Origin of the sequence: Pigmentiphaga litoralis (assembly GCF_013408655.1) — a bacterium.
Taxonomy (GTDB): Bacteria; Pseudomonadota; Gammaproteobacteria; order Burkholderiales; family Burkholderiaceae_B; genus Pigmentiphaga; species Pigmentiphaga litoralis_A.
This window is the reverse complement of record NZ_JACCBP010000001.1, coordinates 415,815-437,043: the sequence shown is the minus strand read 5'-3', so window position 1 is coordinate 437,043 and position 21,229 is coordinate 415,815. Positions and strand designations below refer to the sequence as shown.

The window sequence follows — 21,229 nt, the reverse complement described above, 5'->3', positions numbered from 1 at the left end:
CTCAGATTCTCCAGAGAATTTGTGCTGCGTAGACGGCAGAGCCGACCAGCCACAGAACGGTAAATGCCTGCAAGGTCAGACGCAGGCCAGCGTGCCGCACATAGTCCATCCAAATGTCCCGCATGCCAATCCAGACATGGTAGAACAGCGACAGGAAGGTCAGCATGGCGAGCACTTTGCCCAGCGGGAAATGCAAGACTTCAAAATTGAACAGGTGCACCCAGTTTTCGTAGGTGAACGCCGGCATCATCAGCGTGCCGATCCCCAGCACCAGCGTGTAGATGACCATCACAACCGCAGTCACGCGCTGGATGATCCATTCCTTGATGCCATAGTGCGCGCCGACGACCAGGCGTTTGCGACCGATATTTTCCGAGGCAGCCATCAGAACACTCCGAACAATTTGAGACCAAACACAGCAGTCAGCAGCAGGCTGACGGCGAAAACGATGGCGGCGCTACGTGCGGCGGATGCCTTTTCAAGGCCGATATGCACGTCGAGCAGCAGGTACCGGATGCCCGCACAGAAATGATGCAGGTAGGCCCAGATCAGGATCAGCAACACGACCTTGACGATCGGGTTGGTCGCGAACTCGGCGAAGTCGGCAAAGCCGATTTCGGAGATCAGGCTGCGTTCAAAGAACGGCAGCAGGATCAGCGGCAGCGCCAGGAACAGGAGAAAGCCCGTAATGCGGTGCAGGATGGACAGCTTGCCTGCCAGGGGCAGACGGTAGGTGGCCAGCTGACCAAACGTTAGATTGCGGAACTGCGGGCGGGGTTTTGCTGCAGAGTCGGACATCACGACCTCGGGGAAAGTAACCAAACCATGGAAAGAAACCTGTCTTAGACGCGGGGCGATCGGCAAGCCACTGCTGGCCTGATCCGCCCTGCCCCGCGGATATTCTTTTGTGCGCTCTTCTTGCTCCTTCTTTCTCCCGACTGTACCTCTGCGAGCAAGCTCGTTCAGTCTTAGAACAAACGTTCGGCCTTAGAACAGACCTAGCGATGTCCATACCGGATGAAATCCGAGAAACACGCTATTTTCCCACTTTCCGGGGGGTCGTATCAAATCAGGTCGATAAGGGGTTCAACTTAGGCTGTTTCTGTAGTGGTAATGCGTCGTCAGATACAGGCCGCGACGCATCTCGACAGGCCGGTCTTCGTAGGTAAACGACACCCGTTCGATTTGCAGCAACGGCGCGCCGGCCGCGACTTTCAACAGCGCGGCGTCGCTGTCCGCGGCAGCCACCGCGCGGATCTTTTCATCGGCGCGAATCATGCGCACGCCGAATTCGGTTTCAAACAGGCCATACATGGGACCCGTGTACTCAGCCAGACGTTCAGCGGTCAGCCCGCGAAATTGCGCGCCTGGCAAAAAGATTTCTTCGATCACGGCCGGCACGCTGTCGAACGACAGCACGCGGCGGATCTGGACGACGCTGTCGCCGCCTCGCAGGTCGAGCGTACGCGCGACTTCGGACGGCGCACGCATGCGGCGGCATTCAAGGAAACGGCTGTCGGACTGGACGGGTTCACCATCGTCGGGCGTCATCCGCAGGAAGCGGAAGCGCACACGGTCTTCATGATGGGTGGCGACGAAGGTGCCCTTGCCCTGGCGGCGCAGCAGCAGGTTTTCGGCTGCCAGCTCGTCGATGGCCTTGCGCACCGTGCCCTGGCTGACCTTGAAGCGCGACGCCAGGTCGAGTTCGCTCGGAATGGCTTCGCCCGGCTTCCATTCGCCGCGGTCCAGGCTTTGCACGATAAGACCCTTGATCTGCCGGTAGAGCGGGCTGAACGCCGCGCCGGGGGCGGGCGTGCCGGCGGCGGATGCCGCGACGGACGCGGCAGGCGGCGCCGCGGTCGCAGGCTCGGAGGCCGGGCGCGCAGCAGGCGTGGCAGGGGTTATCGACATGGGACGAATTGTGTCATGGCGCCGGGTGGAGTGTCCAACCGGAATACGGATTTACATCTTATGTCTTATATAAAACATAAGATATTTTATTGCTGGCACACATTCGAGTCCGTAAACTCGATGCCCGCCATCGCTTTTCGATGTCCACCCAGGGAACGGACCCGGCCGGCATCCTGCTTGCTACCGTTGGTATCGACCCAGACGTTCCGGCGCCCTTGATGCGGAGTTACACTTGGCGCCGCGTCATTCCCACTTATCTTCCGCTTCGGAGACATACATGACTAAGCCCGCAATGCGCGTTGCCGTGACCGGCGCTGCCGGACAAATCGGCTACGCCCTCCTGTTCCGCATCGCTTCCGGCGAAATGCTCGGCAAGGACCAGCCCGTTATCCTGCAATTGCTCGAGATCCCTGACGAAAAAGCACAGAAGGCGCTGAAGGGCGTCATCATGGAACTCGAAGATTGCGCGTTCCCGCTGCTCGAAGGCGTGACGGCGCACAGCGATCCGATGACCGCGTTCAAGGACGCCGACGTCGCACTGCTGGTGGGCGCCCGCCCGCGTGGCCCGGGAATGGAACGCAAGGACCTGCTGACCGTGAACGCGCAGATCTTCACGGCGCAAGGCAAGGCACTGAATGCCGTCGCCAGCCGCAACGTGAAGGTGCTGGTCGTGGGCAATCCCGCGAACACCAACGCCTACATCGCCATGAAGTCGGCGCCGGACCTGCCTGCGCGCAACTTCACCGCGATGCTGCGCCTGGATCACAACCGCGCCCTGTCGCAACTGGCTGCCCGTACCAACGTGGCCGTCGGCGACATCGAAAAGCTGATCGTCTGGGGCAACCACTCGCCCACGATGTACCCCGACTACCGTTTCGCCACCCTGGCCGGCAAGCCCGCCCTGTCGGTGCTGAACGATGACGCATGGAACCGCGACACCTTCATCCCGACCGTCGGCAAGCGCGGCGCGGCGATCATCGACGCGCGCGGCCTGTCGTCGGCAGCCTCGGCCGCCAACGCCGCCATCGACCACGTGCGTGACTGGGTTCTGGGCAGCAACGGCAAGTGGGTCACGATGGGTGTTCCGTCGGACGGCTCGTATGGTGTGCCGGAAGGCGTGATCTTCGGCGTGCCGGTCATCACCAAGAACGGCGAATACTCGGTCGTGAAAGACCTGGAAATCGACGCCTTCTCGCGCGAACGCATTGAGTTCACGCTGAAGGAACTGATGGAAGAGCGCGACGGCGTCAAGCATCTGCTCGGCTAATCAGGACACCAGCCCCATGACGCATCCCTCACAGGTGCTGCATGAATCCGGCCGGCAGCCTGTCGTGCTGCCGGTCTGCGATCACTATGCAGGCTCCGAAAAACTGATGACCAAAAGCCTCGCGCTGCAAGCCGAGGCCGGACCGGTCTTCGATGTCACCCTCGACTGTGAGGATGGGGCTGCCGTCGGACGGGAAGCCGAGCATGCCGAAATGGCTGCCCGGCTTGCCGCCAGCGACGCGAACCGGCACGGCCGTGTCGGCGCCCGCGTCCACGACGTGCATCACAAGGCATTCATCAACGATCTCGAAACCTTGATCGGGATCGCAGGCCACAAGCTGGCCTACATTACCGTACCCAAACTCAATTCCGCCCACGACGCCGCCAACGCCGTCGAGGCTATCGAACGCATTTCGAACGAAGCGGGCCTGACACGGCCGCTGTCCGTGCATGTGCTGATCGAAACCCATGGCGCGCTGCGCGAAGTGTTCCGTATCGCCGCGCACCCGCGGATCGAGTGCATTTCGTTCGGACTGATGGATTTCGTGTCGTCGCATCGCGGCGCGATTCCGGCCGACGCGCTGACGGCGCAAGGCCAGTTCGACCATCCCCTGATCGCGCGCGCCAAGCTGGAAATCAGCGCGGCCTGTCATGCGTATGGCAAGGTGCCGTCGCATAATGTCGTGACCGAACTCGATTCGCCCGACGTGCTGTCGCGCGCCGCGACCCGGGCCAGCCGCGAATTTGCCTATACGCGGATGTGGAGCATCCACCCCGCGCAGATCAACCCTATCGTGGCGGCGCTGTCGCCCAGCGCCGACGACATCCGGAATGCCGAACGCATCCTCATGGCCGCGCAGGACGCCGACTGGGGGCCGATCCGCGACGACGACGGATCGGGCAAGGGCCGGCTGCACGATCGGGCCAGCTATCGCTATTACTGGGACGTGCTTCGGCGCGCCCATGCGACCGGGGCGAACCTGTCGCCCGCGGCCACGCAACGTTTCTTTTCCTGAGCCCCGACGCGTGCGGTGATCCAGGGCGCGCGCGGGCCATGTTCCAATAGACGCAAGCAACAGGTTTCTTTCAACTGGGGTTACGGTCTTTCCATGGAGGCATTCATGCCGCACAACACATTCGATACGCTCAAAGACTTCAAGATCGGCAAGAAAACCGGTCAGTACTATTCGCTGCCCGCGCTTGGCCAGGCGCTCGGCATTGCCGTAGAACGCCTGCCGGTGTCGATCCGGATCGTGCTTGAAGCCGTGCTTCGCAACTGTGATGGCAAGAAAGTGACGGAAGACCATATCCGTGAACTGGCTGCCTGGAAGCCCAACGCCCCGCGCGAAGAAGAAATCCCGTTCGTGGTCGCCCGCGTCGTGCTGCAGGACTTTACCGGCGTGCCGCTGCTGGCCGACCTGGCCGCGATGCGCACCGTGGCCGCCAAGCAGGGCAAGAACGCCAAGTCGATCGAACCGCTGGTGCCAGTGGACCTGGTGGTCGACCACTCGGTCATGATCGACGAGTTCGGCAAGCCCAAGGCGCTGGACCTGAACATGAAGATCGAATTCACCCGCAACCAGGAACGCTACAAGTTCCTGAAGTGGGGCATGCAGGCATTCGACACCTTCGGTGTGGTGCCCCCGGGCTTTGGCATCGTCCACCAGGTCAACCTGGAATACCTGGCGCGCGGCGTGTTCAAGCGCGACAAGGTGTACTACCCCGATTCGCTGGTCGGCACCGACAGCCACACCACCATGATCAACGGCATTGGCGTCGTGGGCTGGGGCGTGGGCGGTATCGAAGCCGAAGCCGGCATGCTGGGCCAGCCGGTCTACATCCTGACCCCCGACGTGGTGGGTGTGGAACTGAAGGGCCAGCTGCGTGAAGGCGTGACCGCGACCGACCTGGTGCTGACCATTACCGAACTGCTGCGCAAGGAAAAAGTGGTCGGCAAGTTCGTGGAATTCTGTGGGGAAGGCACGACCAGCCTGAGCGTGACCGACCGCGCCACCATCGGCAACATGGCGCCGGAATATGGCGCGACCATGGGCTTCTTCCCGGTGGACGATCGCACCATCGAATTCTTCAAGGGCACCGGCCGCACGAAGGACGAAGTCGAGGCGCTGGAGGCCTATTTCCGCGCGCAGAACATGTACGGCGTGCCAGCGGCTGCCGACATTGATTTCACCAAGCTGATCACGCTGGACCTGTCGACCGTGACCCCGTCGCTGGCCGGCCCGAAGCGCCCGCAAGACCGGATCGAGCTGGGCAACGTCAAGAACACGTTTTCGGATCTGTTCAGCAAGTCGGCCGCCGAAAACGGGTTTTCGCAGCCGCCCGAAAAGCTCGACCAGGTCTTCAAGGCCGACAATGGCGTCGAACTGCAGAACGGCGACATCCTGATTGCCGCCATCACGTCGTGCACCAACACGTCCAACCCCAGCGTGATGCTGGCCGCCGGCCTGCTGGCCAAGAAGGCGGTGGAACGTGGCATGAAGGTGCGCAAGCACATCAAGACGTCGCTGGCGCCAGGATCGCGCGTGGTGACCGAATACCTGGAACGGGCCGGCCTGCTGCCCTACCTGGAAAAACTGGGCTTCAGCGTGGCGGCGTATGGCTGCACGACGTGTATCGGCAACGCCGGTGACATCGCGCCGGAATTCAACGAACTGATCTACCTGAACAACCTGGTGTGCGCGGCCGTGCTGTCGGGCAACCGGAACTTTGAAGCGCGGATCCATCCAAACATCAAGGCCAACTTCCTGGCGTCTCCTCCCCTGGTGCTGGCCTACGCCCTGGCCGGCACGATGAAGCGCGACCTGATGACCGAACCCGTGGGCAAGGGCAAGGACGGTGATGTGTGGCTGGGCGATATCTGGCCTACGTCGGACGAAATCAACGAAGTGATGAAGTACGCCATGGACCCGGCCGTGTTCCGCGCCAATTACGCGCAGGTCAAGGAGAACCCGGGCAAGCTGTGGGAGAAGATCAAGGGCGGCGAAGGCGACGTCTACGAATGGCCGGATTCGACCTACATTGCCGAACCCCCCTTCTTCGACAACTTCGAGATGGAACCCGCCCCGATGCCGGGCGTGAAAAACGCCCGCGCGCTGGGCGTGTTCGGCGACTCGATCACGACCGACCACATCTCGCCTGCCGGTTCGATCAAGGACACATCCCCCGCGGGCAAGTACCTGATCGCCAACGGCGTGCTCAAGCCCGACTTCAACAGCTACGGCGCCCGCCGCGGCAACCATGAAGTCATGATGCGCGGCACCTTTGCGAACGTGCGGATCAAGAACCTGATGATCCCGCCGAACGCCGACGGCAGCCGGGTCGAAGGCGGCATCACGCGCTTCCAGCCGGGCGGCGAAGAACTGTCGATCTATGACGCCGCCATGAAGTACATCTCGGAAGGCACGCAGACCGTGATCTTTGGTGGCGAGGAATACGGCACCGGATCGTCGCGCGACTGGGCGGCCAAGGGCACGCAGCTGCTGGGCGTCAAGGCGGTGATCGTGCGCAGCTTTGAACGTATCCACCGCAGCAACCTGGTGGGCATGGGTGTGCTGCCGCTGCAGTTCAAGGGCGAGGACTCGGTGCAGTCGCTGGGTATCACCGGCGAAGAGACGTACGACATTTCGGGCCTGGAAAACGGCATCCGTCCGCAAATGGATGTGACGCTGACCGTGCGCTGGGCCGATGGCCGCACGCGCGACGTGCCGCTGCTCTTGCGTATCGACACGCCGATCGAAGTCGACTACTACAATCACGGCGGCATCCTGCCGTTCGTGCTGCGTCAGTTGATGGCTGCGTAAGGGCACTGATCACTGCATGATCGTGACCACGTCGAGCATGCTTTGAACGTCAACGCAGGGCCGGACCGGCAGCAGGGTCCGACCTGCAGCAAGTCCGATCTTCCCCGCCGCCCGCTCTGGTGCCTTCAAGGTGCCGGGCCGGGCGGCGGTGTCGTTATGGCGAGTCGGGGTTTTCAGGAATTCACATGAATGTTTCGCGCTTCGACCTCGTGACGCTCGCCTTGTTCGTCGCCGTCGCCCGTCACGGCAGCATCTCGGCGGGCGCGCGGCAGGTGCATCTGGCGGTGGGCGCCGCCAGCCGGCGAATTGCCGACCTGGAAGCGGCCGTCAACGCGCCGCTGCTGTACCGGCGCGCGTCTGGGATCGAGTTGACCGAGCCCGGACAGGCCTGCCTGACCCATGCGCTGCGCATTCTGAAAGATGTGGAGCAGATGGCCGGGATGATGTCGGACTATTCATCGGGCGCGCGGGGCACGGTGCGGATCTGGGCGAACACGTCGTCGATCACGCAGTTCCTGCCGGATGACCTGTCGTCTTTCATGGTGGCGCACCCGGCCATCCGCATCGAGCTGGAAGAGCAGAACAGCAGCACGATCGTGGAAGCCGTGCTGGAGAATCGCGCGGACATCGGCATCTTTGCCGACCGGACGCAGGCGCAGGGCCTGGTCACCCTACCCTATCGCGATGACGAACTGGTGCTGATCGTGCCGCGCGGCCACGCCATGGCGCGCAAGACGTCGGTGCGGTTTGTCGAGACGCTGGACAGCGATTTTGTGAGCCTGCCCGAGGCCACGTCACTGGCCAATCGCCTGCTGGAAGAAAGCAGCCGGATCGAAAAACCGCTGCGCCTGCGGATCCAGGTGCGCAGCTTCGATGCGGTGTGCCGGATGGTGGCGGCCGGCATGGGGGTGGGCATCTTGCCGCGACTGGCGGTCGAACCGCACGTCCGGTCGATGCGGTTGAAGCTGGTGCCGCTGGAAGACACCTGGGCACGCCGCAGCCTGTTGCTGGGCGTGCGAGACCCGGACGCATTGACGGTGTCGGCGCGCCTGCTGCTGGGGCATCTGGAGGCATCTTGAAAGGCTCTGGCTGCATCGGGGGCGCTTCAAGGTGGCGGTCAGCTTGCGCTTACGTCGGGCAACGTTTGCATCGTGTCCTCCATATTTGTCTCAAACAAGTTCGCTACACTCGCTGGACATCGGCGCCAGGCGTCCGTCCAAGGCGGTTGCCTGTGCTGGCGGTTGTCCGTGCAGGGCTGTGGTCTATGCAGGGCTGTCGTCCGTGTTCGGCTGTCGTCCATCCGTAGTGGTCCGCGCCGTGTGAAGCGCAATGCCCACTCTTTCAGGAATCCGTAGTCATGCGTGGGACGTCCCCCTTATTTGCCTTCGTCTTGGTCGTGCTGCTTGGCGGCGCGCTGGCCGGTTGCGCCAGCCGCAAGACGTCGATGTACGACCACGAGGACTTCGATGAATCGTCGACCTACTCGCGGTCGTATGCAGCGCCTGCTGTGAAAGCATGCGAGTCCGCGCGCCGTGCACTGTTGAGCCAGGGATATTTGATCAATAAGGCGTCGACCGACGTGGTGGACGGCCGCAAGAGCTTCCAGCAAACGGCCGAGGCGCATGTCGAGATCGAATTCCATATCGTCTGCGCGCCCGACAGCGCGGATGGGACGTCGTCGAGCGTGTTCGTGAATGCCGTGCAGGACCGGTATACGCTCAAGAAGACGGCAAGCTCGGCCAGTTTGGGTGTAAGCATTCTGGGTTCGGTGTCGATGCCTTTCGGTACCAGCGATGATTCGATGGTGAAGGTGGGCAGCGAGACGATCGCCGCGCCCCGCTTCTACAACGGTTTTTTCGGCTTGCTGGAGCAGTATCTGGCGCCGATGCAGGGCCGCGCCGCAGCGCAAGCGGCGGAAGCGGCGGCGGCTGCCTCGGCCGCGGCGGCTCGTGCGCAGGCGCCGGTCCCGCAACCGGCAGGAGCGATCCCCGCCAGCGCCACACCGGGGGTGCAGACAGCGGCGCCGAAAGCGGCTGCGCCCCAGGCGACGGATGCTCGACCCGTCGAGTTGAAGCCGGTGGAACCGGCCGCCGCGGCGGCGAAGGCGGCGGAATTCAAGGCTGCGGAATCAAAGGCGGCGGAATCGACGGCTGCGGAATCGAAGGCTGCGGAGTCGAAAGCTGTGGAGTCGAAAGCTGTGGAGTCGAAAGCTGCGGAGCCGAAGGCGGCGGAGTCGAAAGCTGCGGAGCCGAAGGCGGCGGAGTCGAAGGCTGTGGAATCGAAGGCTGCGGAGTCGAAGTCAGATGTTCCTGCGAGCGCGCCGGGATCGTCTCCCGATGCCCTGCCCTCGGCACCCGCCTCCACCCCTGCCTCGATACCCGCTGCCCCCGCTGCCCAACCCTCCGCGCCTGTCGCCGACCCCGTCGCCCCTGGTGCCGCCCCTGGCCCCGATGTCCCAACCGCCAACTGACTCCCTTCCGGCCGACGAGACCTTTGCGGTGCGCGTCGAGCCGATGGATTGGCACTTTGATGCCAGGTCCGATGAGTCCCTGTTCGAGGCCGCGCGGCGGGCCGGCATCCGGCTGCCAACCTCGTGCCGCAACGGCACCTGCCGCGCGTGCATCAGCGTGCTGGTGGAAGGGTCGATCCGGTATCGGGTGGAGTGGCCGGGCCTGAGTTCCAGCGAGAAGGAAGAAGGCTATCTGCTGCCCTGCGTGGCCGTGGCGCAGTCGCCTTTGGTGATCGACGTGCCCGAGGCGGAACGGATCGAGCCGCGCTGAGTGGGTGTGGGCACGTCAATGCAGTAGCAATATGCCGCGGCTCAATGCCGCAACCAACTACGGCAGAGGGATGCCGCAGGTGGATGCCGCAGCCTGATGTCGCACGATATTGCCTTGGCTGGATGTCGTACGGCAACACCGCAGGTCAGTGCTGCGCGGCAAATGCGGTCGGCAATCCATAGGCAAACGCAGGTAGCGCCACGGTGCCGTGCACCTCTCCTGGAAACACCCGGAACTTGCTGCGCAGGCGATCGGGCGCCAGCGCGTCCAGCCGCGCCGACAGGTCGCGATCGCTGTCCACGGATCGGCGGCGGGCGGCGCGGGCGGCGCGTTCCGCGGCGTCGGGGGCACGCAACTGTTCGGGAGACAGCGCCTGTTCGAACTCCCCCACGGTCACGACGGTTGAAATGCGATGCGTCCCGCTCTTTACCTTGGCATTGAAGCCGGGTTCTTCGGTCAATACGTAGCGCCCGTTCCAGCCCAGCGACGGGCTGGACAGCAGGTAGGTCTGGAACATGTCTGGCCGGGTGAACATCGCGTGGACTGCCAGCAGGCCGCCATACGAATGCCCGTACAGCGCCTGCCGCTGCGCATCGATCCGGTAGCTTGCCTGGATCTGCGGCTTCAGTTCTTTTTCCAGGAAGTCCAGGAAATGGTCGGCGCCACCGTAGACGTCGTCGATAATCGGGCGGCCATCGGGCCGGCGTTCGACATCGGGCGACACGGGCGAGGCGGGCAGGTAGTCATAAGACCGGCGCGAATCGCCGGGGTAACCCACGCCGACGATGATGCCGGGCGTCATCGCGCCGTTTGACGTACGAATCAGGTGGTCGGCCAGCTTCACGCCCGGATTGAAGTAATCGTCGCCGTCCAGTACGTAGACAACCGGATAGCCTTCGGCGGGCGGCGGCGTCGTCGGCACTGCCACGCGGATCCGGTACTCCCCCATGGCGCGCGATTTGACGATGCGGTCGCTGGTCGGCGCCGCGGTGTAGATGGCCTGGCGGGACGGGCCCGGTCTGGCAATGGCCGCGGCGGCGCTGGCCGACGTAAAGACGGCAAATCTGTCAGCTGGGTCAGGATCGGACGGCGCGGCGCTTGGAGCGCTTGGCGCGCTTGGCGCGCTTGGCGTGGATAAGGCGACGGACCGCATGGCGGACGACGTGCCAGCGGGTCGGGTACCCGACGCGGCCTCAGCGCTCGTTGCCGGCGGCGCCACGCGCTGCGCCGTTTCGGCAGCCGCGGCGGCGGCGGTGGGAATACTGGCCAGCAGCACGGCGCCGCACGCAGCCAGGGCGAACGCCGCGGCGGGCCGGGCGGACAGGAAAACGGACATCATGGGGAAGTCTCCAACAGGCGGGGCGGCAGGCCGGCGCGCGCCGTCGCCTGCGGTTCAGCCAACAGCCTAGCCGGGATTCGTGCAAACCACTAGTGCGGTCATGTTGGAAACTGTGGCTCGGGTAAATCCCTGTCTTCGCGAATCGGGAAAGCCCGTTTGCCGAATCGGCGCTTCCGGGCATCACCGGCTGTCGGGCACACTGCAAGCCTGCCCGATAACGGAACACACCATGACCCGCCAAATCCTTGATGGCATCAAGATCATCGAATTAGGCCAGCTGATTGCCGGACCCTTCGCCGCCAAGACCCTTGCCGATTTCGGCGCGCAGGTCATCAAGATCGAACCGCCTGGCCAGGGCGACCCCCTGCGCAAGTGGCGTCTGCTGCATGAAGGCACGTCGGTCTGGTGGGAAGCGCAATCGCGCAGCAAGCAGTCCGTGTGTATCGACCTGCGCCAGGAAGACGGCCAGGAACTGGTGCGCACGCTGGCCGCCAGCGCGGATATCCTGATCGAGAACTTTCGTCCGGGCACGATGGAAAAGTGGGGCATGTCGTGGGAAGCCCTGCATGCGATCAATCCGCGTCTGATCATGCTGCGCGTGTCGGGCTACGGCCAGACCGGGCCCAAGCGTGACGAACCCGGGTTTGCCGCGATCGGCGAAGCCATGGCGGGCCTGCGCTATCTGACAGGTGAACCCGGCCGCCCGCCGGTGCGTGCCGGCCTGTCGCTGGGTGACACGATTGCCGGCCTGCACGGCGCGCTGGGCTTGCTGCTGGCCCTGTACGAACGCGACGCACGCGGCGGCGAAGGCCAGGTGATCGACGCGGCCCTATACGAAGGCCTGTTCAACCTGAGCGAGAGTCTGCTGCCGGAATATTCGGTGTTTGGCGCGGTGCGTCAGCCTGCGGGCGGCGCGCTGCCCGGCATTGCGCCGTCGAACGCCTACCGCTGCGGCGATGGCGAGTACATCCTGATCGCCGCGAATGGCGATGGCATCTTTATCCGCCTGATGCGCAAGATGGGCCGCCCCGACCTGGCCGACGATCCTGACCTGGCCCGCAATGACGGACGCGCATTGCGCTCGGTGGAACTGGATACCGCGATCGAAGCCTGGACCACCCAGCATGACAGTGGCGCCATCCTGGAAGCCTTGCGAGAAGCGCAGGTGCCGTCGGGCCGCATTTATACCGCGCGCGATATTGCCGAAGATCCGCACTATCGGGCGCGCGACATGATCGCCAAGATCACGGCAGCCAGCGGCATCGAGGTGGAAATGCCCGGCATCGTGCCAAGGCTGTCGGCCCATCCGGGCGCCATTCGCCATCGCGCCCCCACGCTGGGGGAACATACTGACCAGATCCTGCACGAAGCGGGCCTGTCGAACGACCAGATCGCGCTGCTGCGCAGCAAGGGAGTGATTGCATGAGCCAAGGACCGACCCGCATCGAAATGAACGAGGTGGCGCCGCGCGACGGGCTGCAGATCGAAAAACGCCAGGTGCCGACCGACGAGAAGATCGCCTTTATCGACGCCCTGTCGGCCTGCGGCTTCAAGCGCATCGAAGTGACCAGTTTCACGTCGGCCAAGGCCATCCCGGCGCTGGCCGATGCCGAGGCGGTCATGCAGCGCATCACCCGCCGCCCTGGCACGATCTACACCTGCCTGGTGCCGAACCTGCGCGGGCTGGAGCGGGCGCTGTCCAGCCGCGCCGACGAACTGAATCTGGTGATGTCGGTCAGCGAAACCCACAATCGCGCCAATCTGCGCATGACGCGCGACCAGTCGACCGCACAGTTGCTGGCCATGCTGGCCGAGGCCAGCAAGGCGGGCGTGGCCTGCACGGTGTCCCTGTCATGCACCTTCGGCTGCCCGTTTGAAGGTGACGTCGACCCTGCCGAAGTGCTGCGCCTGGCCCGGACCTTCGCCGACGCCGGCGCGGCCGGCATCACCTTGTGCGACACCACCGGCATGGCTTTCCCGACCCAGGTGGCGGCGATCTGCGACGAGGTGTCGCGCGCCCTGCCCCACGTGGCCATCACGGCCCACCTGCACAACACGCGCGGCATGGCCCTGGCCAACGCACTTGCCGCCTGGCAGGTCGGCGTCATGCGTTTCGACGCGGCAGCGGGTGGCCTGGGCGGCTGTCCGTACGCGCCCGGCGCCAGTGGCAACGTCAACACCGAAGAACTCGTGCACATGTTCGAGACCATGGGCGTCGACACCGGCGTCACGCTCACGCCCTTGCTTGACGTCGTGGCCGGCCTGCCGCAACTGGTGGAACGGCCTTTGTCCAACCAGTTGCTGTCGGCCGGACCGCGCCTGCGCACGCACCCCGCGCCGGCCTGGCTGGCGGACCACTTTGGCGCGGCGTGATCCCGCTTAGCCCTGTTTTTGACCGCTGACCACGAACGCTGACCACGACCGCTGACCTCGACCGTTGACCCCCCTGACCACTGACCCGGCCGCGGCACGCCACTTCGCAGAGCACTTTCGCCGCGCCACGCATCACCCACAACAATATCGGAGACTCTCCATGCTACGTACCCTGACCCCGCTCGCGCTTGCCGTTTCCTTCGCCGTGCTGGCCCCCACGGCCCACGCCGCCGACGCCGCCTTCCCGCAACGCCCGATCACCCTGATCGCCTCGGCGGCGGCCGGCGGCACGACCGATCTGGCGGCCCGCCTGATTGCCGAACCGCTGTCCAAAGCGCTGGGCCAGCCCGTTGTCGTTGAAAACCGCCCAGGCGCATCGGGTGGCATCGCCGCCCAGGCCGTGGCGCGCGCCAAGCCCGACGGCTACACCATGCTGCTGCAGTATTCCGGCTATCAGGTCATCACGCCCGCCGTGGTCAAGAACCTGACTTGGGACCCGATCAAGGACTTTGCACCCGTGGCCAACGTGCTGTCCGCGCCGCAGGTGATCGTGGTCAACGCCAACTTGCCGATCAAGACCCTGAAAGACCTGGTCAGCTACGCCAAGGCCAATCCGAACAAGCTGAACTACGCGTCGTCGGGCAACGGGTCGCTGCAACAGGTGGCCACCGAACTCCTCAAGATGCAGGCAGGCGTGGACATCACCCACGTGCCCTACAAGGGCACCGGTCCGGCGCTGACCGACCTGTTGAGCGGCGCAGTCGACCTGACCATCACCACCCCGCCGCCGCTGATGGGCCACATCCAGTCGGGCAAGCTGCGCGCGCTGGCCGTGACCGACACCAAACGCATCGAGAGCCTGAAGGACGTGCCGTCGGCGCCCGAAGCGGGTTTTCCTGACCTGGAAGTGTCGTCGTGGTTCGCCATGTACGCGCCGACCGGCACCCCGCAACCGGTGATCGACAAGGTGGCAGGCGAAATCGGCAAGATCATGGCCACCGACGCCTTCCGCAAGAAGGCGGCGGAACTGGGCGCCGAAGCCCGCTTCATGGGCCCGAAGGAGCTGGGCGCCTACACGCAAAGCGAGCTGACGCGTTGGGCGGCTGTGGTCAAAGCCGCCAACATCCAGGAATAGCCCGGTCATTCGGACGAGCCGCCGGGAGCCGGGTCCGGGACGGAGATACACTAGCGGGTTGTTATCCCCCGCAAGCGAATCAGATCCTCCATGGCCCGACCCCGCAACAAAACCAACGCCCGCTACACCCGTGACGCCGAACGGCTCGTCGCACTGTCGTTAGCCCTCAATGGCTCCGGCAGCCGTGTGGAAGACCGTTACTGGGAACGCGAGATCGAAACCCTGCTGGGCAAGCTGCTCCACGCCGGGCAGGACGGCGCGGTCGAAGCGGCGCTGGACGCGCTGCTGGAAACCGATGCGGGCGGCTACGAAATCCTGGTCGAACAGGCCGAGACGCTGTCCGAATCCACCTTCATGGAAAAGGATGGCGAGTCCTATGACGTGCTGCTGGTGGTCGCGCCCGTGGTGGCCTGGACGCGATTCACCATCCCGTCGGGCCGCATCCGCCAGGAATCGCTGGACGCGCTGAGCGCGCACCTGCATGGCCACATCCTGGCCGCCGACGTCCGCCTGGCGCTGGCGTCCGAACTCTACAGCGTGGACCAGATGCCCCGGTCGTTCAGCGCCACGCTGCAGTGGCTGACGCGCCTGGGCGCGCGGGCCCTGGAACTGCCCGTGCCGCGATCTACCCTGGCGTCGTCCGACGTACCCAATTTGTTGGCCGACACGCGTTATGTGGTGGGCGCCGTGGCGGTGCCGCGCGGCAAGCCGGTATTCCGCTGGCAGGAAGGCGTGGGCGCCGCTGGCCCGGCCGCGGCCACCACCGGCCGTGATGAATGCCTGGACGCCTGGGTCGCCCAGGCCACGCCCATCTTTGCGGACCTGCTGCCCGGTTGCGGCTTTGAATGCCTGTTGCCTGACGCCTATTACGTCAACAACCGTGAAGCCGACCGCCGGGTCCGCCCCTTGTCGATGCAGGCAGCCGTCAGCTGGATCGAAACGGCGCTGAACATGCCGCCCGCGCAGTTGCGGGCAGTGATTGCCGGCTGCGGCGAGACGGATATCGAGGAATATCGCGTGGGTTTCACCGCCCGCAACCGTAACGACGTGATCTACGGCGCGACGTGGCCGGTGTTCGGCCGGGACGACGATACCGAAGAGTCGCCCACCATTGAACAGATCGCCAGTATCCTGAAGGAACTGGGCGTGGATGACATCCGACGCCTGCCGGGCCTGATGCCGCTGGAATTCTGCGAAGACTGCGGCGCGCCCTACTTTCCGAATCCGCTGGGCGAGATGGTCCACGCCGAGCCGCCCGAAGAAGCGGATACGTCGCCGACGCATTTCCACTGATCGGGGCGCAGCACAGCGCCTCACGCGCCATCCCCGCAAAGCCATAAAAAAAGTCCGCATCGGCCAACGCCGTGCGGACTTTTGTATTGCCGGGCCGACCGGGCCTACCGGTCAGGCCGCTGGCTTGACCTTCGGCGCTTCGACTTCCAGCGGCTCTTCCACCCGCGACGCGTACCGGCGCGCCAGCACCGCGCACACCATCAGCTGCATCTGGTGGAACAGCATCATGGGCAGCACGATGGCGCCCACGGCGCCGCTCGAAAACAGCACCTTCGCCATCGGGATGCCCGAGGCCAGGCTCTTCTTGGATCCGCAGAACACGATGGTGATCTCGTCTTCTTTCGAGAAACCCAGCGCGCGGCTGATAAAGGTCGTGAACAGCAAGGCGATGAACAGGATGACGGCGCACACCGCCAGCAGACCGGCCAGCACCGTGCCCGACACCTGGCTCCACAGGCCACCCACCACGGCTTCACTGAAGGCGGTGTACACGACCAGCAGGATCGAGCCCTGGTCCACGTACTTGAGCATGGCGCGGTGCTTGGTGACCCAGCCGCCGATCCAGCGGCGCGCGATCTGGCCCAGCACAAAGGGCAGCAGCAGTTGCAGCAGGATCTTGCCGATGGCGTCGAACGACATGGCGTGCGTGCCGCTGGTTGTCAGGATCACGCTGACCAGCAGCGGCGTCAGGAAGATGCCCAGCAGGCTGGACGCCGACGCGCTGCAGATCGCGGCCGGGATATTGCCCCGCGCGATGGACGTGAGCGCAATCGCCGACTGCACCGTGGCCGGCAAGGCGCACAGGAACAGGATGCCGGTGTACAGCTCGGGCGTGACCATGGGCGACAGCAGCGGCTTGAGCGCCACGCCCAGCACCGGGAACATGGCGAACGTGCACAGGAAAATCAGGATGTGCAAGCGCCAGTGGGTGATGCCCGCCACGATGGCTTCGCGCGACAGCTTGGCGCCATGCAGAAAGAACAGCAGGCCGATGGCGATGTCGGTGATCCACTCGAACACGACCGCGGTCTGGCCGGAACAGGGAAGGAAACTGGCAATACACACGGTCGCCAACAGGCTGAGCGTGAAGTTGTCGGGAAGAAAGCGGGGACGGGTCATGGGAAGGTTCTGGGACGGGACAAGCGCACGCGGCGGATAGCCCGGTATTATCCCCCGATCACGCCTATACCGGAAACGTGGTTACCAAGAAAGCCCGGTGAACCCCGGGGTTATTGGTGCAAAACCGCAAACGATTCCCTGATAATCGGCGTTTGACATCCTGCGCAGTCTCTTAGCGCACGCCTCTTGACGGAGTAGTGAATGACGACACCCCGCGCCCAGCCGGCCCAGCAGCAACCGATCGAGGTCCATACCTGGCCAACGCCCAACGGCCACAAAGTGCACATCATGCTCGAAGAGTGCAAGCTGCCGTACACGGTCACGGCGGTCAACATCGGCGCGGGGGATCAGTTCAAGGAAGAATTCCTGGCGATCAGCCCGAACAACAAGATCCCGGCGATCATCGATCCGGAAGGTCCGGACGGCAAGCCGATTTCGCTGTTCGAATCCGGCGCTATCCTGCTGTATCTGGCAGGCAAGACCGGCAAGTTCCTGGGCAAGACCGACCGCGAACGCTACAACACGCTGCAGTGGCTGATGTTCCAGATGGGCGGCTTGGGTCCGATGCTGGGCCAGGCGCACCACTTTCGCATGTATTCCCCTGAAAAGATCGACTATGCGATCAACCGCTATACCAACGAGTCGCGCCGCCTGTACGGCGTGATGGACAAGCAGTTGTCGCAGCACGCCTTCCTGGCCGGGCGCAACTACACGATTGCCGACATGGCCTGCTGGCCCTGGACCCGGTCCCACGCCAACCAGGGCGTGGACCTGGCCGACTTCCCGAACGTCAAGCGCTGGTACGACGAGATCCAGAGCCGCCCGGCCGCCCAACGCGGCGTGGCGGTGCTGGCCGACCAGCGCAAGCCGCAGGATGCGACGTCATTCGAGAACATGTTCGGCAGCAAGCAGTACGAAAAGCGGTAACGCGCGGCGGCGGCAGGATCCCGCGACGAGCAGGTTTCGGATCACTGCCGGTCAGGCAGTAGCCTGAGCCTACTTCCCGGCGATCGCCGCGGGCGCCGCATACGCCTTCGACGCGTCGCGCACGAAGGACTGCACCGCTTGCACATACGCCGGCCCGCTGCGGCTGGCGTTCGAGTGCGACGCCCCTTCCACCTTGAGCAGACGGCGCAGATCGGGCGGCGCCGACGTGGCGGCCGCCAGCAACTGGTCGCTCATGGTGTGCGGAATGACCGAGTCGCTGGTGCCATGGATGATCAGCACCGGCGCCGTCACCCGCGACATCTTCTTTTTCGAATTGAAGTCCTGCGTCACCAGAATGGGCAGCCCGGGGATCCAGCCGTACTTGGTCGTCTGGACCATTTCACCGATGCTGGTAAAGCTGGATTCGACGATCAGGCCGGCAAACGGCGCGGCGGGCGTGGCCTGCGAGGCCAGTTCGACCGCCACGGCGCCCCCCAGGCTGTGGCCATACACAAACCGTTTGGACGGGTCCGGCTGGCGGCGCGCCAGTTCGAGCAGGGCGGCAGTCGCGTCTTCGTAGGCCGACGTTTCGGACGGCAGGATTTCGGTGGACTTGCCGAACCCCCGATAGTCGATCGCCAACACTGAAAAGCCCATGTCGGCCCAGCGTTCGATCCGGAACGCGCTGCCATTCAGGTTCCACCGCGATCCATGCAGATACAGCACGGCGGGGGCCTTGGGGTCGGGGTTCTGCCAATACCAGGCGTGGACTTTGTCGCCGCTGGCAAGAGCCAGGTCGAACTGGTCGGTGCCCGCCAGGGGCTCGCGATACCAGCTGCCGTCGGTGCGGGCTGGCGCGAATATCTTTTCGCGTTGCCACGTGTCCCAACTGGAGCAACCGGTGACGGCCGCAAGAAGGCTGCCAAGCGCGGCCAGGCTGCGCCAGAGAGGAAAGGATCGAGTCATGGACCGTCAGACCTGTGAACGCGGCCCGGGGTTCCAGGCCTAGACGAACAAACGCGACAACACGGGCAACAGGGCGACCATCAGCAATCCGCTGAAGATCATGAGCAGGCTCGCCATCACGCCGGTCTGCTCGGAATGTTCCCGCGCCTTGACCGTGCCCAGCGCATGCGCCGTGGCGCCGTAGCTGGCCCCGCGCGAAAGGGAAGACTTTCTTGGCAGCAGCGCCAGGATCAGTTCACCGGTAATGATGCCGGCCAGGCCGGTAAACACCACGAACATGGCCGTCATGTCGGCGCGGCCGCCCATCTGCGTGGCCATTTCCAGCGCGAACGGGGTGGACACCGACCGCAGCAGCAGGCTGTGCGCCACATCTGGCGGCAGTTCGAACACCTGCCCGAGCCCCCACGACGTGGACACCGCCACCGTCACGCCGATGACCGTGCCGGCCGCCAGCGCCATCCAGTGATCGCGGATCAGGGTGCGATGCTGGTAGATCGGCACCGCAAACGCCACGGTAGCCGGGCCCAGGAACCACAGCAGCCAGTGCGTATCGCTCAGGTAGGTATCGAACGGAATGCCGATCACCACCAGCGCCATCACGATCAGGGCCGGGGTCAGGATCACCGGGCTGAACAGCAGACGCGGATAGCGGCGGTACAGCTGCTTGTTCGCGAAGTACAGGGCAACCGTCAGCAGCACGCAGAAGGCTGCGAGCATCATGCCGGCTGCTCCTGCGGCGCGGCGGGCAGGCCGCGCCCTGGCCCGCCCCGGCGCACGATGGCCTCGACCGCAAATGCCGTCAGGAACATCACACAGGCATTCCCGATCACGATCAGCGCCATCAGTTTGACGCCGCTTTGCAGCAGCAGGTCCTGGTAGCGCACGATGGCGACCACGGCGGGGATGAAGAACAGGATCATTTCGGTCAGCAGCAACTGCGCGCCCAGCTTGACGCGGTCCACGCGCAGCACGCCTGAAAACAGCAGCGCCAGCACCACGCCCAGCCCGAGCACGCCACCCGACAACGGCAGATGCAGCAGGTGCACGACGACGTCGCACGCCCACCAGATGCCGATGAGCAATGCCACCTGAAAAACCATGTGGACTAGCCGGGTGAAAAACGTAGGGGTCATGCTGCTGCTCGATGAATGCGGTCTAGGGTTTTCCCTCAATATCGTCATTCTAGACACTGGTTTTGCATTAACAAAATGAATAATATGAATGGAAAACATTCCATGGCGGCATGAATGGACCTGCGTGAACTGCGGTATTTCCTGGAAGTGGTCAACCTGCAGAGCTACACGGCAGCCGCCGAGGCCCTGTTCGTGACCCAGCCCAACGTCAGCAAAATGATCAAGCAGATGGAAGCCGAGCTGGGCGCGCCCCTTCTGGTCAAGGAAGGCCGGCGGATTTCTCTGACTGACGCCGGCCGCGTGATCTACCAGCGCGGCCAGGAAATGCTGGCCATGCATGCGCAGATGCTGGCCGAAGTGGCCGACCTGGACCAATTGACCCATGGCGAACTGGTCATGGGCATTCCGCCCCTGTCCAACGGACTGCTGGCCCCGCTGATCGCCAGTTTTCATCGCAAATATCCCGGGATCGAACTCAAGCTGTTCGAAAAAGGGTCGCGCACGGTAGAAGACGAACTGCGTGCGGGCACGCTGGAAGTCGGCGCCATGCTGCTACCCGTGGACGACGAATTCGACACCCTGCCGATCTGCCGCTATCCGCTGCAGCTGATCGCACCCGCCGACTCGCCCTGGGCGGGCCGCACGTCCGTGCGGCTGGCCGATCTGGCGCAGGAACCGTTCATTTTCTATGGCGAAGGCTTCGTGCTGAACGAAGTGGTGCACGCGGCCTGCGTACGGGCCGGCTTCACGCCCAGGATCGCCGGGCGCAGCAGTCAGTGGGACTTTGTCGCCTCGATGGTGGAGGCGGGTGTCGGTATCGCCCTGCTGCCCGAGCTGTTCGGGATGCAGCTGAACCGGTCCCGCTTCGTGGTGCTGCCGATCGACTCGCCGCAGATCTGGTGGAATATGGTGCTGGCGTGGCGCAAGAACAAATACCTGTCGTTCGCCGCGCGGGCGTGGCTGGAACTGGCGCGTGAAGCGCTGGACGGGCCGGGCCTGAACATGGCGCCGGCCGGGCCGCGGGGATCGCCCCTGCAGGCCCCCTAGCCCGCGCCCCGCCCCGTCATCGGCGTTCCGCGGCGCGCTATCCTGGCGGCCGATGGTGCGTCGGGGGTCATCGTACGGTCGGGCCCTCTTTATCGGTCGCCCTTATCGCCTGAAAAGCT

At 64.4% G+C, this 21,229-nt stretch carries 20 protein-coding genes; 12 read left to right on the top strand and 8 right to left on the bottom strand.

The genetic code is table 11. From position 1 onward, the window contains the following. Position 1: 1 nt before the first annotated feature. From sdhD to HD883_RS01815, 3 genes are all read right to left on the bottom strand, one after another. Positions 2–385 carry a succinate dehydrogenase, hydrophobic membrane anchor protein gene (sdhD, locus tag HD883_RS01825; protein WP_179588103.1) on the bottom strand — a complete coding sequence of 128 codons (384 nt, stop codon included), beginning with the start codon at positions 383–385 and terminating at the stop codon, positions 2–4. Continuing rightward, positions 385–798, bottom strand: a complete 414-nt coding sequence (gene sdhC, locus HD883_RS01820; RefSeq protein WP_179588790.1) for a succinate dehydrogenase, cytochrome b556 subunit — start codon at positions 796–798, stop codon at positions 385–387. Before sdhC ends, sdhD begins: the two co-directional genes overlap by 1 nt. Positions 799–1,086: 288 nt before the next feature. Then, complete coding sequence (locus tag HD883_RS01815; protein WP_179588104.1) at positions 1,087–1,911, bottom strand: GntR family transcriptional regulator; 825 nt, start codon at positions 1,909–1,911, stop codon at positions 1,087–1,089. A gap of 277 nt (positions 1,912–2,188) precedes the next feature. On the opposite strand from HD883_RS01815, the gene HD883_RS01810 reads away from it, so the two are divergent. From HD883_RS01810 to HD883_RS01785, 6 genes are all read left to right on the top strand, one after another. Further along, entirely contained in the window at positions 2,189–3,178 is a 990-nt protein-coding gene (locus tag HD883_RS01810; protein ID WP_179588105.1) for a malate dehydrogenase, read from the top strand. A 16-nt stretch (positions 3,179–3,194) separates the two neighbouring features. Beyond that, entirely contained in the window at positions 3,195–4,193 is a 999-nt protein-coding gene (locus tag HD883_RS01805; protein ID WP_179588106.1) for an HpcH/HpaI aldolase/citrate lyase family protein, read from the top strand. 105 nt (positions 4,194–4,298) lie between these two features. After that, a complete protein-coding gene (gene acnA / locus HD883_RS01800; protein WP_179588107.1) occupies positions 4,299–6,998 on the top strand; it encodes an aconitate hydratase AcnA in 2,700 nt (899 codons plus the stop codon). A gap of 185 nt (positions 6,999–7,183) precedes the next feature. Continuing rightward, positions 7,184–8,077 (top strand): LysR family transcriptional regulator, encoded by an 894-nt coding sequence (locus HD883_RS01795; RefSeq protein ID WP_179588108.1) that lies wholly within the window; start codon positions 7,184–7,186, stop codon positions 8,075–8,077. A gap of 278 nt (positions 8,078–8,355) precedes the next feature. Next, complete coding sequence (locus tag HD883_RS01790; RefSeq protein WP_179588109.1) at positions 8,356–9,468, top strand: DUF2242 domain-containing protein; 1,113 nt, start codon at positions 8,356–8,358, stop codon at positions 9,466–9,468. Continuing rightward, positions 9,449–9,778, top strand: a complete 330-nt coding sequence (locus HD883_RS01785) for a 2Fe-2S iron-sulfur cluster-binding protein (protein ID WP_179588110.1) — start codon at positions 9,449–9,451, stop codon at positions 9,776–9,778. The genes HD883_RS01790 and HD883_RS01785 overlap by 20 nt, the downstream gene beginning before the upstream one ends. A gap of 145 nt (positions 9,779–9,923) precedes the next feature. Here the strand turns inward: HD883_RS01785 and HD883_RS01780 are convergent, their stop codons facing one another. Beyond that, a complete protein-coding gene (locus tag HD883_RS01780) occupies positions 9,924–11,117 on the bottom strand; it encodes an alpha/beta hydrolase (protein ID WP_179588111.1) in 1,194 nt (397 codons plus the stop codon). A 229-nt stretch (positions 11,118–11,346) separates the two neighbouring features. On the opposite strand from HD883_RS01780, the gene HD883_RS01775 reads away from it, so the two are divergent. The 4 genes from HD883_RS01775 to HD883_RS01760 all read left to right on the top strand — a co-directional run bounded on the left by HD883_RS01775 (position 11,347) and on the right by HD883_RS01760 (position 15,918). Continuing rightward, a complete protein-coding gene (locus HD883_RS01775) occupies positions 11,347–12,543 on the top strand; it encodes a CaiB/BaiF CoA transferase family protein (protein WP_179588112.1) in 1,197 nt (398 codons plus the stop codon). Then, complete coding sequence (locus tag HD883_RS01770) at positions 12,540–13,490, top strand: hydroxymethylglutaryl-CoA lyase (protein ID WP_179588113.1); 951 nt, start codon at positions 12,540–12,542, stop codon at positions 13,488–13,490. Before HD883_RS01775 ends, HD883_RS01770 begins: the two co-directional genes overlap by 4 nt. A 160-nt stretch (positions 13,491–13,650) precedes the next feature. Next, positions 13,651–14,625, top strand: a complete 975-nt coding sequence (locus tag HD883_RS01765; protein ID WP_179588114.1) for a Bug family tripartite tricarboxylate transporter substrate binding protein — start codon at positions 13,651–13,653, stop codon at positions 14,623–14,625. Positions 14,626–14,715: 90 nt separating this feature from the next. Continuing rightward, positions 14,716–15,918 carry a DUF2863 family protein gene (locus HD883_RS01760; RefSeq protein WP_179588115.1) on the top strand — a complete coding sequence of 401 codons (1,203 nt, stop codon included), beginning with the start codon at positions 14,716–14,718 and terminating at the stop codon, positions 15,916–15,918. A 111-nt stretch (positions 15,919–16,029) separates the two neighbouring features. On the opposite strand, the gene HD883_RS01755 is transcribed toward HD883_RS01760, so the two are convergent. Then, positions 16,030–17,037, bottom strand: coding sequence for a bile acid:sodium symporter family protein (locus HD883_RS01755; protein WP_179588116.1), 1,008 nt, complete (start codon positions 17,035–17,037; stop codon positions 16,030–16,032). Between the two features lie 201 nt (positions 17,038–17,238). On the opposite strand from HD883_RS01755, the gene HD883_RS01750 reads away from it, so the two are divergent. Further along, complete coding sequence (locus tag HD883_RS01750) at positions 17,239–17,964, top strand: glutathione binding-like protein (protein WP_179588117.1); 726 nt, start codon at positions 17,239–17,241, stop codon at positions 17,962–17,964. 69 nt (positions 17,965–18,033) lie between these two features. Here the strand turns inward: HD883_RS01750 and HD883_RS01745 are convergent, their stop codons facing one another. From HD883_RS01745 to HD883_RS01735, 3 genes are read right to left on the bottom strand one after another with little or no spacing between them, the layout of a single operon-like run. Further along, positions 18,034–18,930, bottom strand: a complete 897-nt coding sequence (locus HD883_RS01745) for an alpha/beta hydrolase (RefSeq protein WP_179588118.1) — start codon at positions 18,928–18,930, stop codon at positions 18,034–18,036. Between the two features lie 39 nt (positions 18,931–18,969). Next, positions 18,970–19,650, bottom strand: a complete 681-nt coding sequence (locus tag HD883_RS01740; protein WP_179588119.1) for an LrgB family protein — start codon at positions 19,648–19,650, stop codon at positions 18,970–18,972. Continuing rightward, on the bottom strand, positions 19,647–20,063 hold the full coding sequence (locus HD883_RS01735; protein ID WP_257021951.1) for a CidA/LrgA family protein: 417 nt from the start codon (positions 20,061–20,063) through the stop codon (positions 19,647–19,649). Before HD883_RS01735 ends, HD883_RS01740 begins: the two co-directional genes overlap by 4 nt. 114 nt (positions 20,064–20,177) lie before the next feature. Between HD883_RS01735 and HD883_RS01730 the strand changes: the two genes are divergently transcribed. Then, positions 20,178–21,110 (top strand): LysR family transcriptional regulator, encoded by a 933-nt coding sequence (locus HD883_RS01730; RefSeq protein WP_179588121.1) that lies wholly within the window; start codon positions 20,178–20,180, stop codon positions 21,108–21,110. Positions 21,111–21,229: the final 119 nt, after the last annotated feature.

Coding starts and splice junctions, on each gene's coding strand:
- sdhD (WP_179588103.1), bottom strand. CDS start 385: ATGGCTGCCTCGGAAAATATCGGTCGCAAACGCCTGGTCGTCGGCGCG.
- sdhC (WP_179588790.1), bottom strand. CDS start 798: ATGTCCGACTCTGCAGCAAAACCCCGCCCGCAGTTCCGCAATCTAACG.
- HD883_RS01815 (WP_179588104.1), bottom strand. CDS start 1,911: ATGTCGATAACCCCTGCCACGCCTGCTGCGCGCCCGGCCTCCGAGCCT.
- HD883_RS01810 (WP_179588105.1), top strand. CDS start 2,189: ATGACTAAGCCCGCAATGCGCGTTGCCGTGACCGGCGCTGCCGGACAA.
- HD883_RS01805 (WP_179588106.1), top strand. CDS start 3,195: ATGACGCATCCCTCACAGGTGCTGCATGAATCCGGCCGGCAGCCTGTC.
- acnA (WP_179588107.1), top strand. CDS start 4,299: ATGCCGCACAACACATTCGATACGCTCAAAGACTTCAAGATCGGCAAG.
- HD883_RS01795 (WP_179588108.1), top strand. CDS start 7,184: ATGAATGTTTCGCGCTTCGACCTCGTGACGCTCGCCTTGTTCGTCGCC.
- HD883_RS01790 (WP_179588109.1), top strand. CDS start 8,356: ATGCGTGGGACGTCCCCCTTATTTGCCTTCGTCTTGGTCGTGCTGCTT.
- HD883_RS01785 (WP_179588110.1), top strand. CDS start 9,449: ATGTCCCAACCGCCAACTGACTCCCTTCCGGCCGACGAGACCTTTGCG.
- HD883_RS01780 (WP_179588111.1), bottom strand. CDS start 11,117: ATGATGTCCGTTTTCCTGTCCGCCCGGCCCGCCGCGGCGTTCGCCCTG.
- HD883_RS01775 (WP_179588112.1), top strand. CDS start 11,347: ATGACCCGCCAAATCCTTGATGGCATCAAGATCATCGAATTAGGCCAG.
- HD883_RS01770 (WP_179588113.1), top strand. CDS start 12,540: ATGAGCCAAGGACCGACCCGCATCGAAATGAACGAGGTGGCGCCGCGC.
- HD883_RS01765 (WP_179588114.1), top strand. CDS start 13,651: ATGCTACGTACCCTGACCCCGCTCGCGCTTGCCGTTTCCTTCGCCGTG.
- HD883_RS01760 (WP_179588115.1), top strand. CDS start 14,716: ATGGCCCGACCCCGCAACAAAACCAACGCCCGCTACACCCGTGACGCC.
- HD883_RS01755 (WP_179588116.1), bottom strand. CDS start 17,037: ATGACCCGTCCCCGCTTTCTTCCCGACAACTTCACGCTCAGCCTGTTG.
- HD883_RS01750 (WP_179588117.1), top strand. CDS start 17,239: ATGACGACACCCCGCGCCCAGCCGGCCCAGCAGCAACCGATCGAGGTC.
- HD883_RS01745 (WP_179588118.1), bottom strand. CDS start 18,930: ATGACTCGATCCTTTCCTCTCTGGCGCAGCCTGGCCGCGCTTGGCAGC.
- HD883_RS01740 (WP_179588119.1), bottom strand. CDS start 19,650: ATGATGCTCGCAGCCTTCTGCGTGCTGCTGACGGTTGCCCTGTACTTC.
- HD883_RS01735 (WP_257021951.1), bottom strand. CDS start 20,063: ATGACCCCTACGTTTTTCACCCGGCTAGTCCACATGGTTTTTCAGGTG.
- HD883_RS01730 (WP_179588121.1), top strand. CDS start 20,178: ATGGACCTGCGTGAACTGCGGTATTTCCTGGAAGTGGTCAACCTGCAG.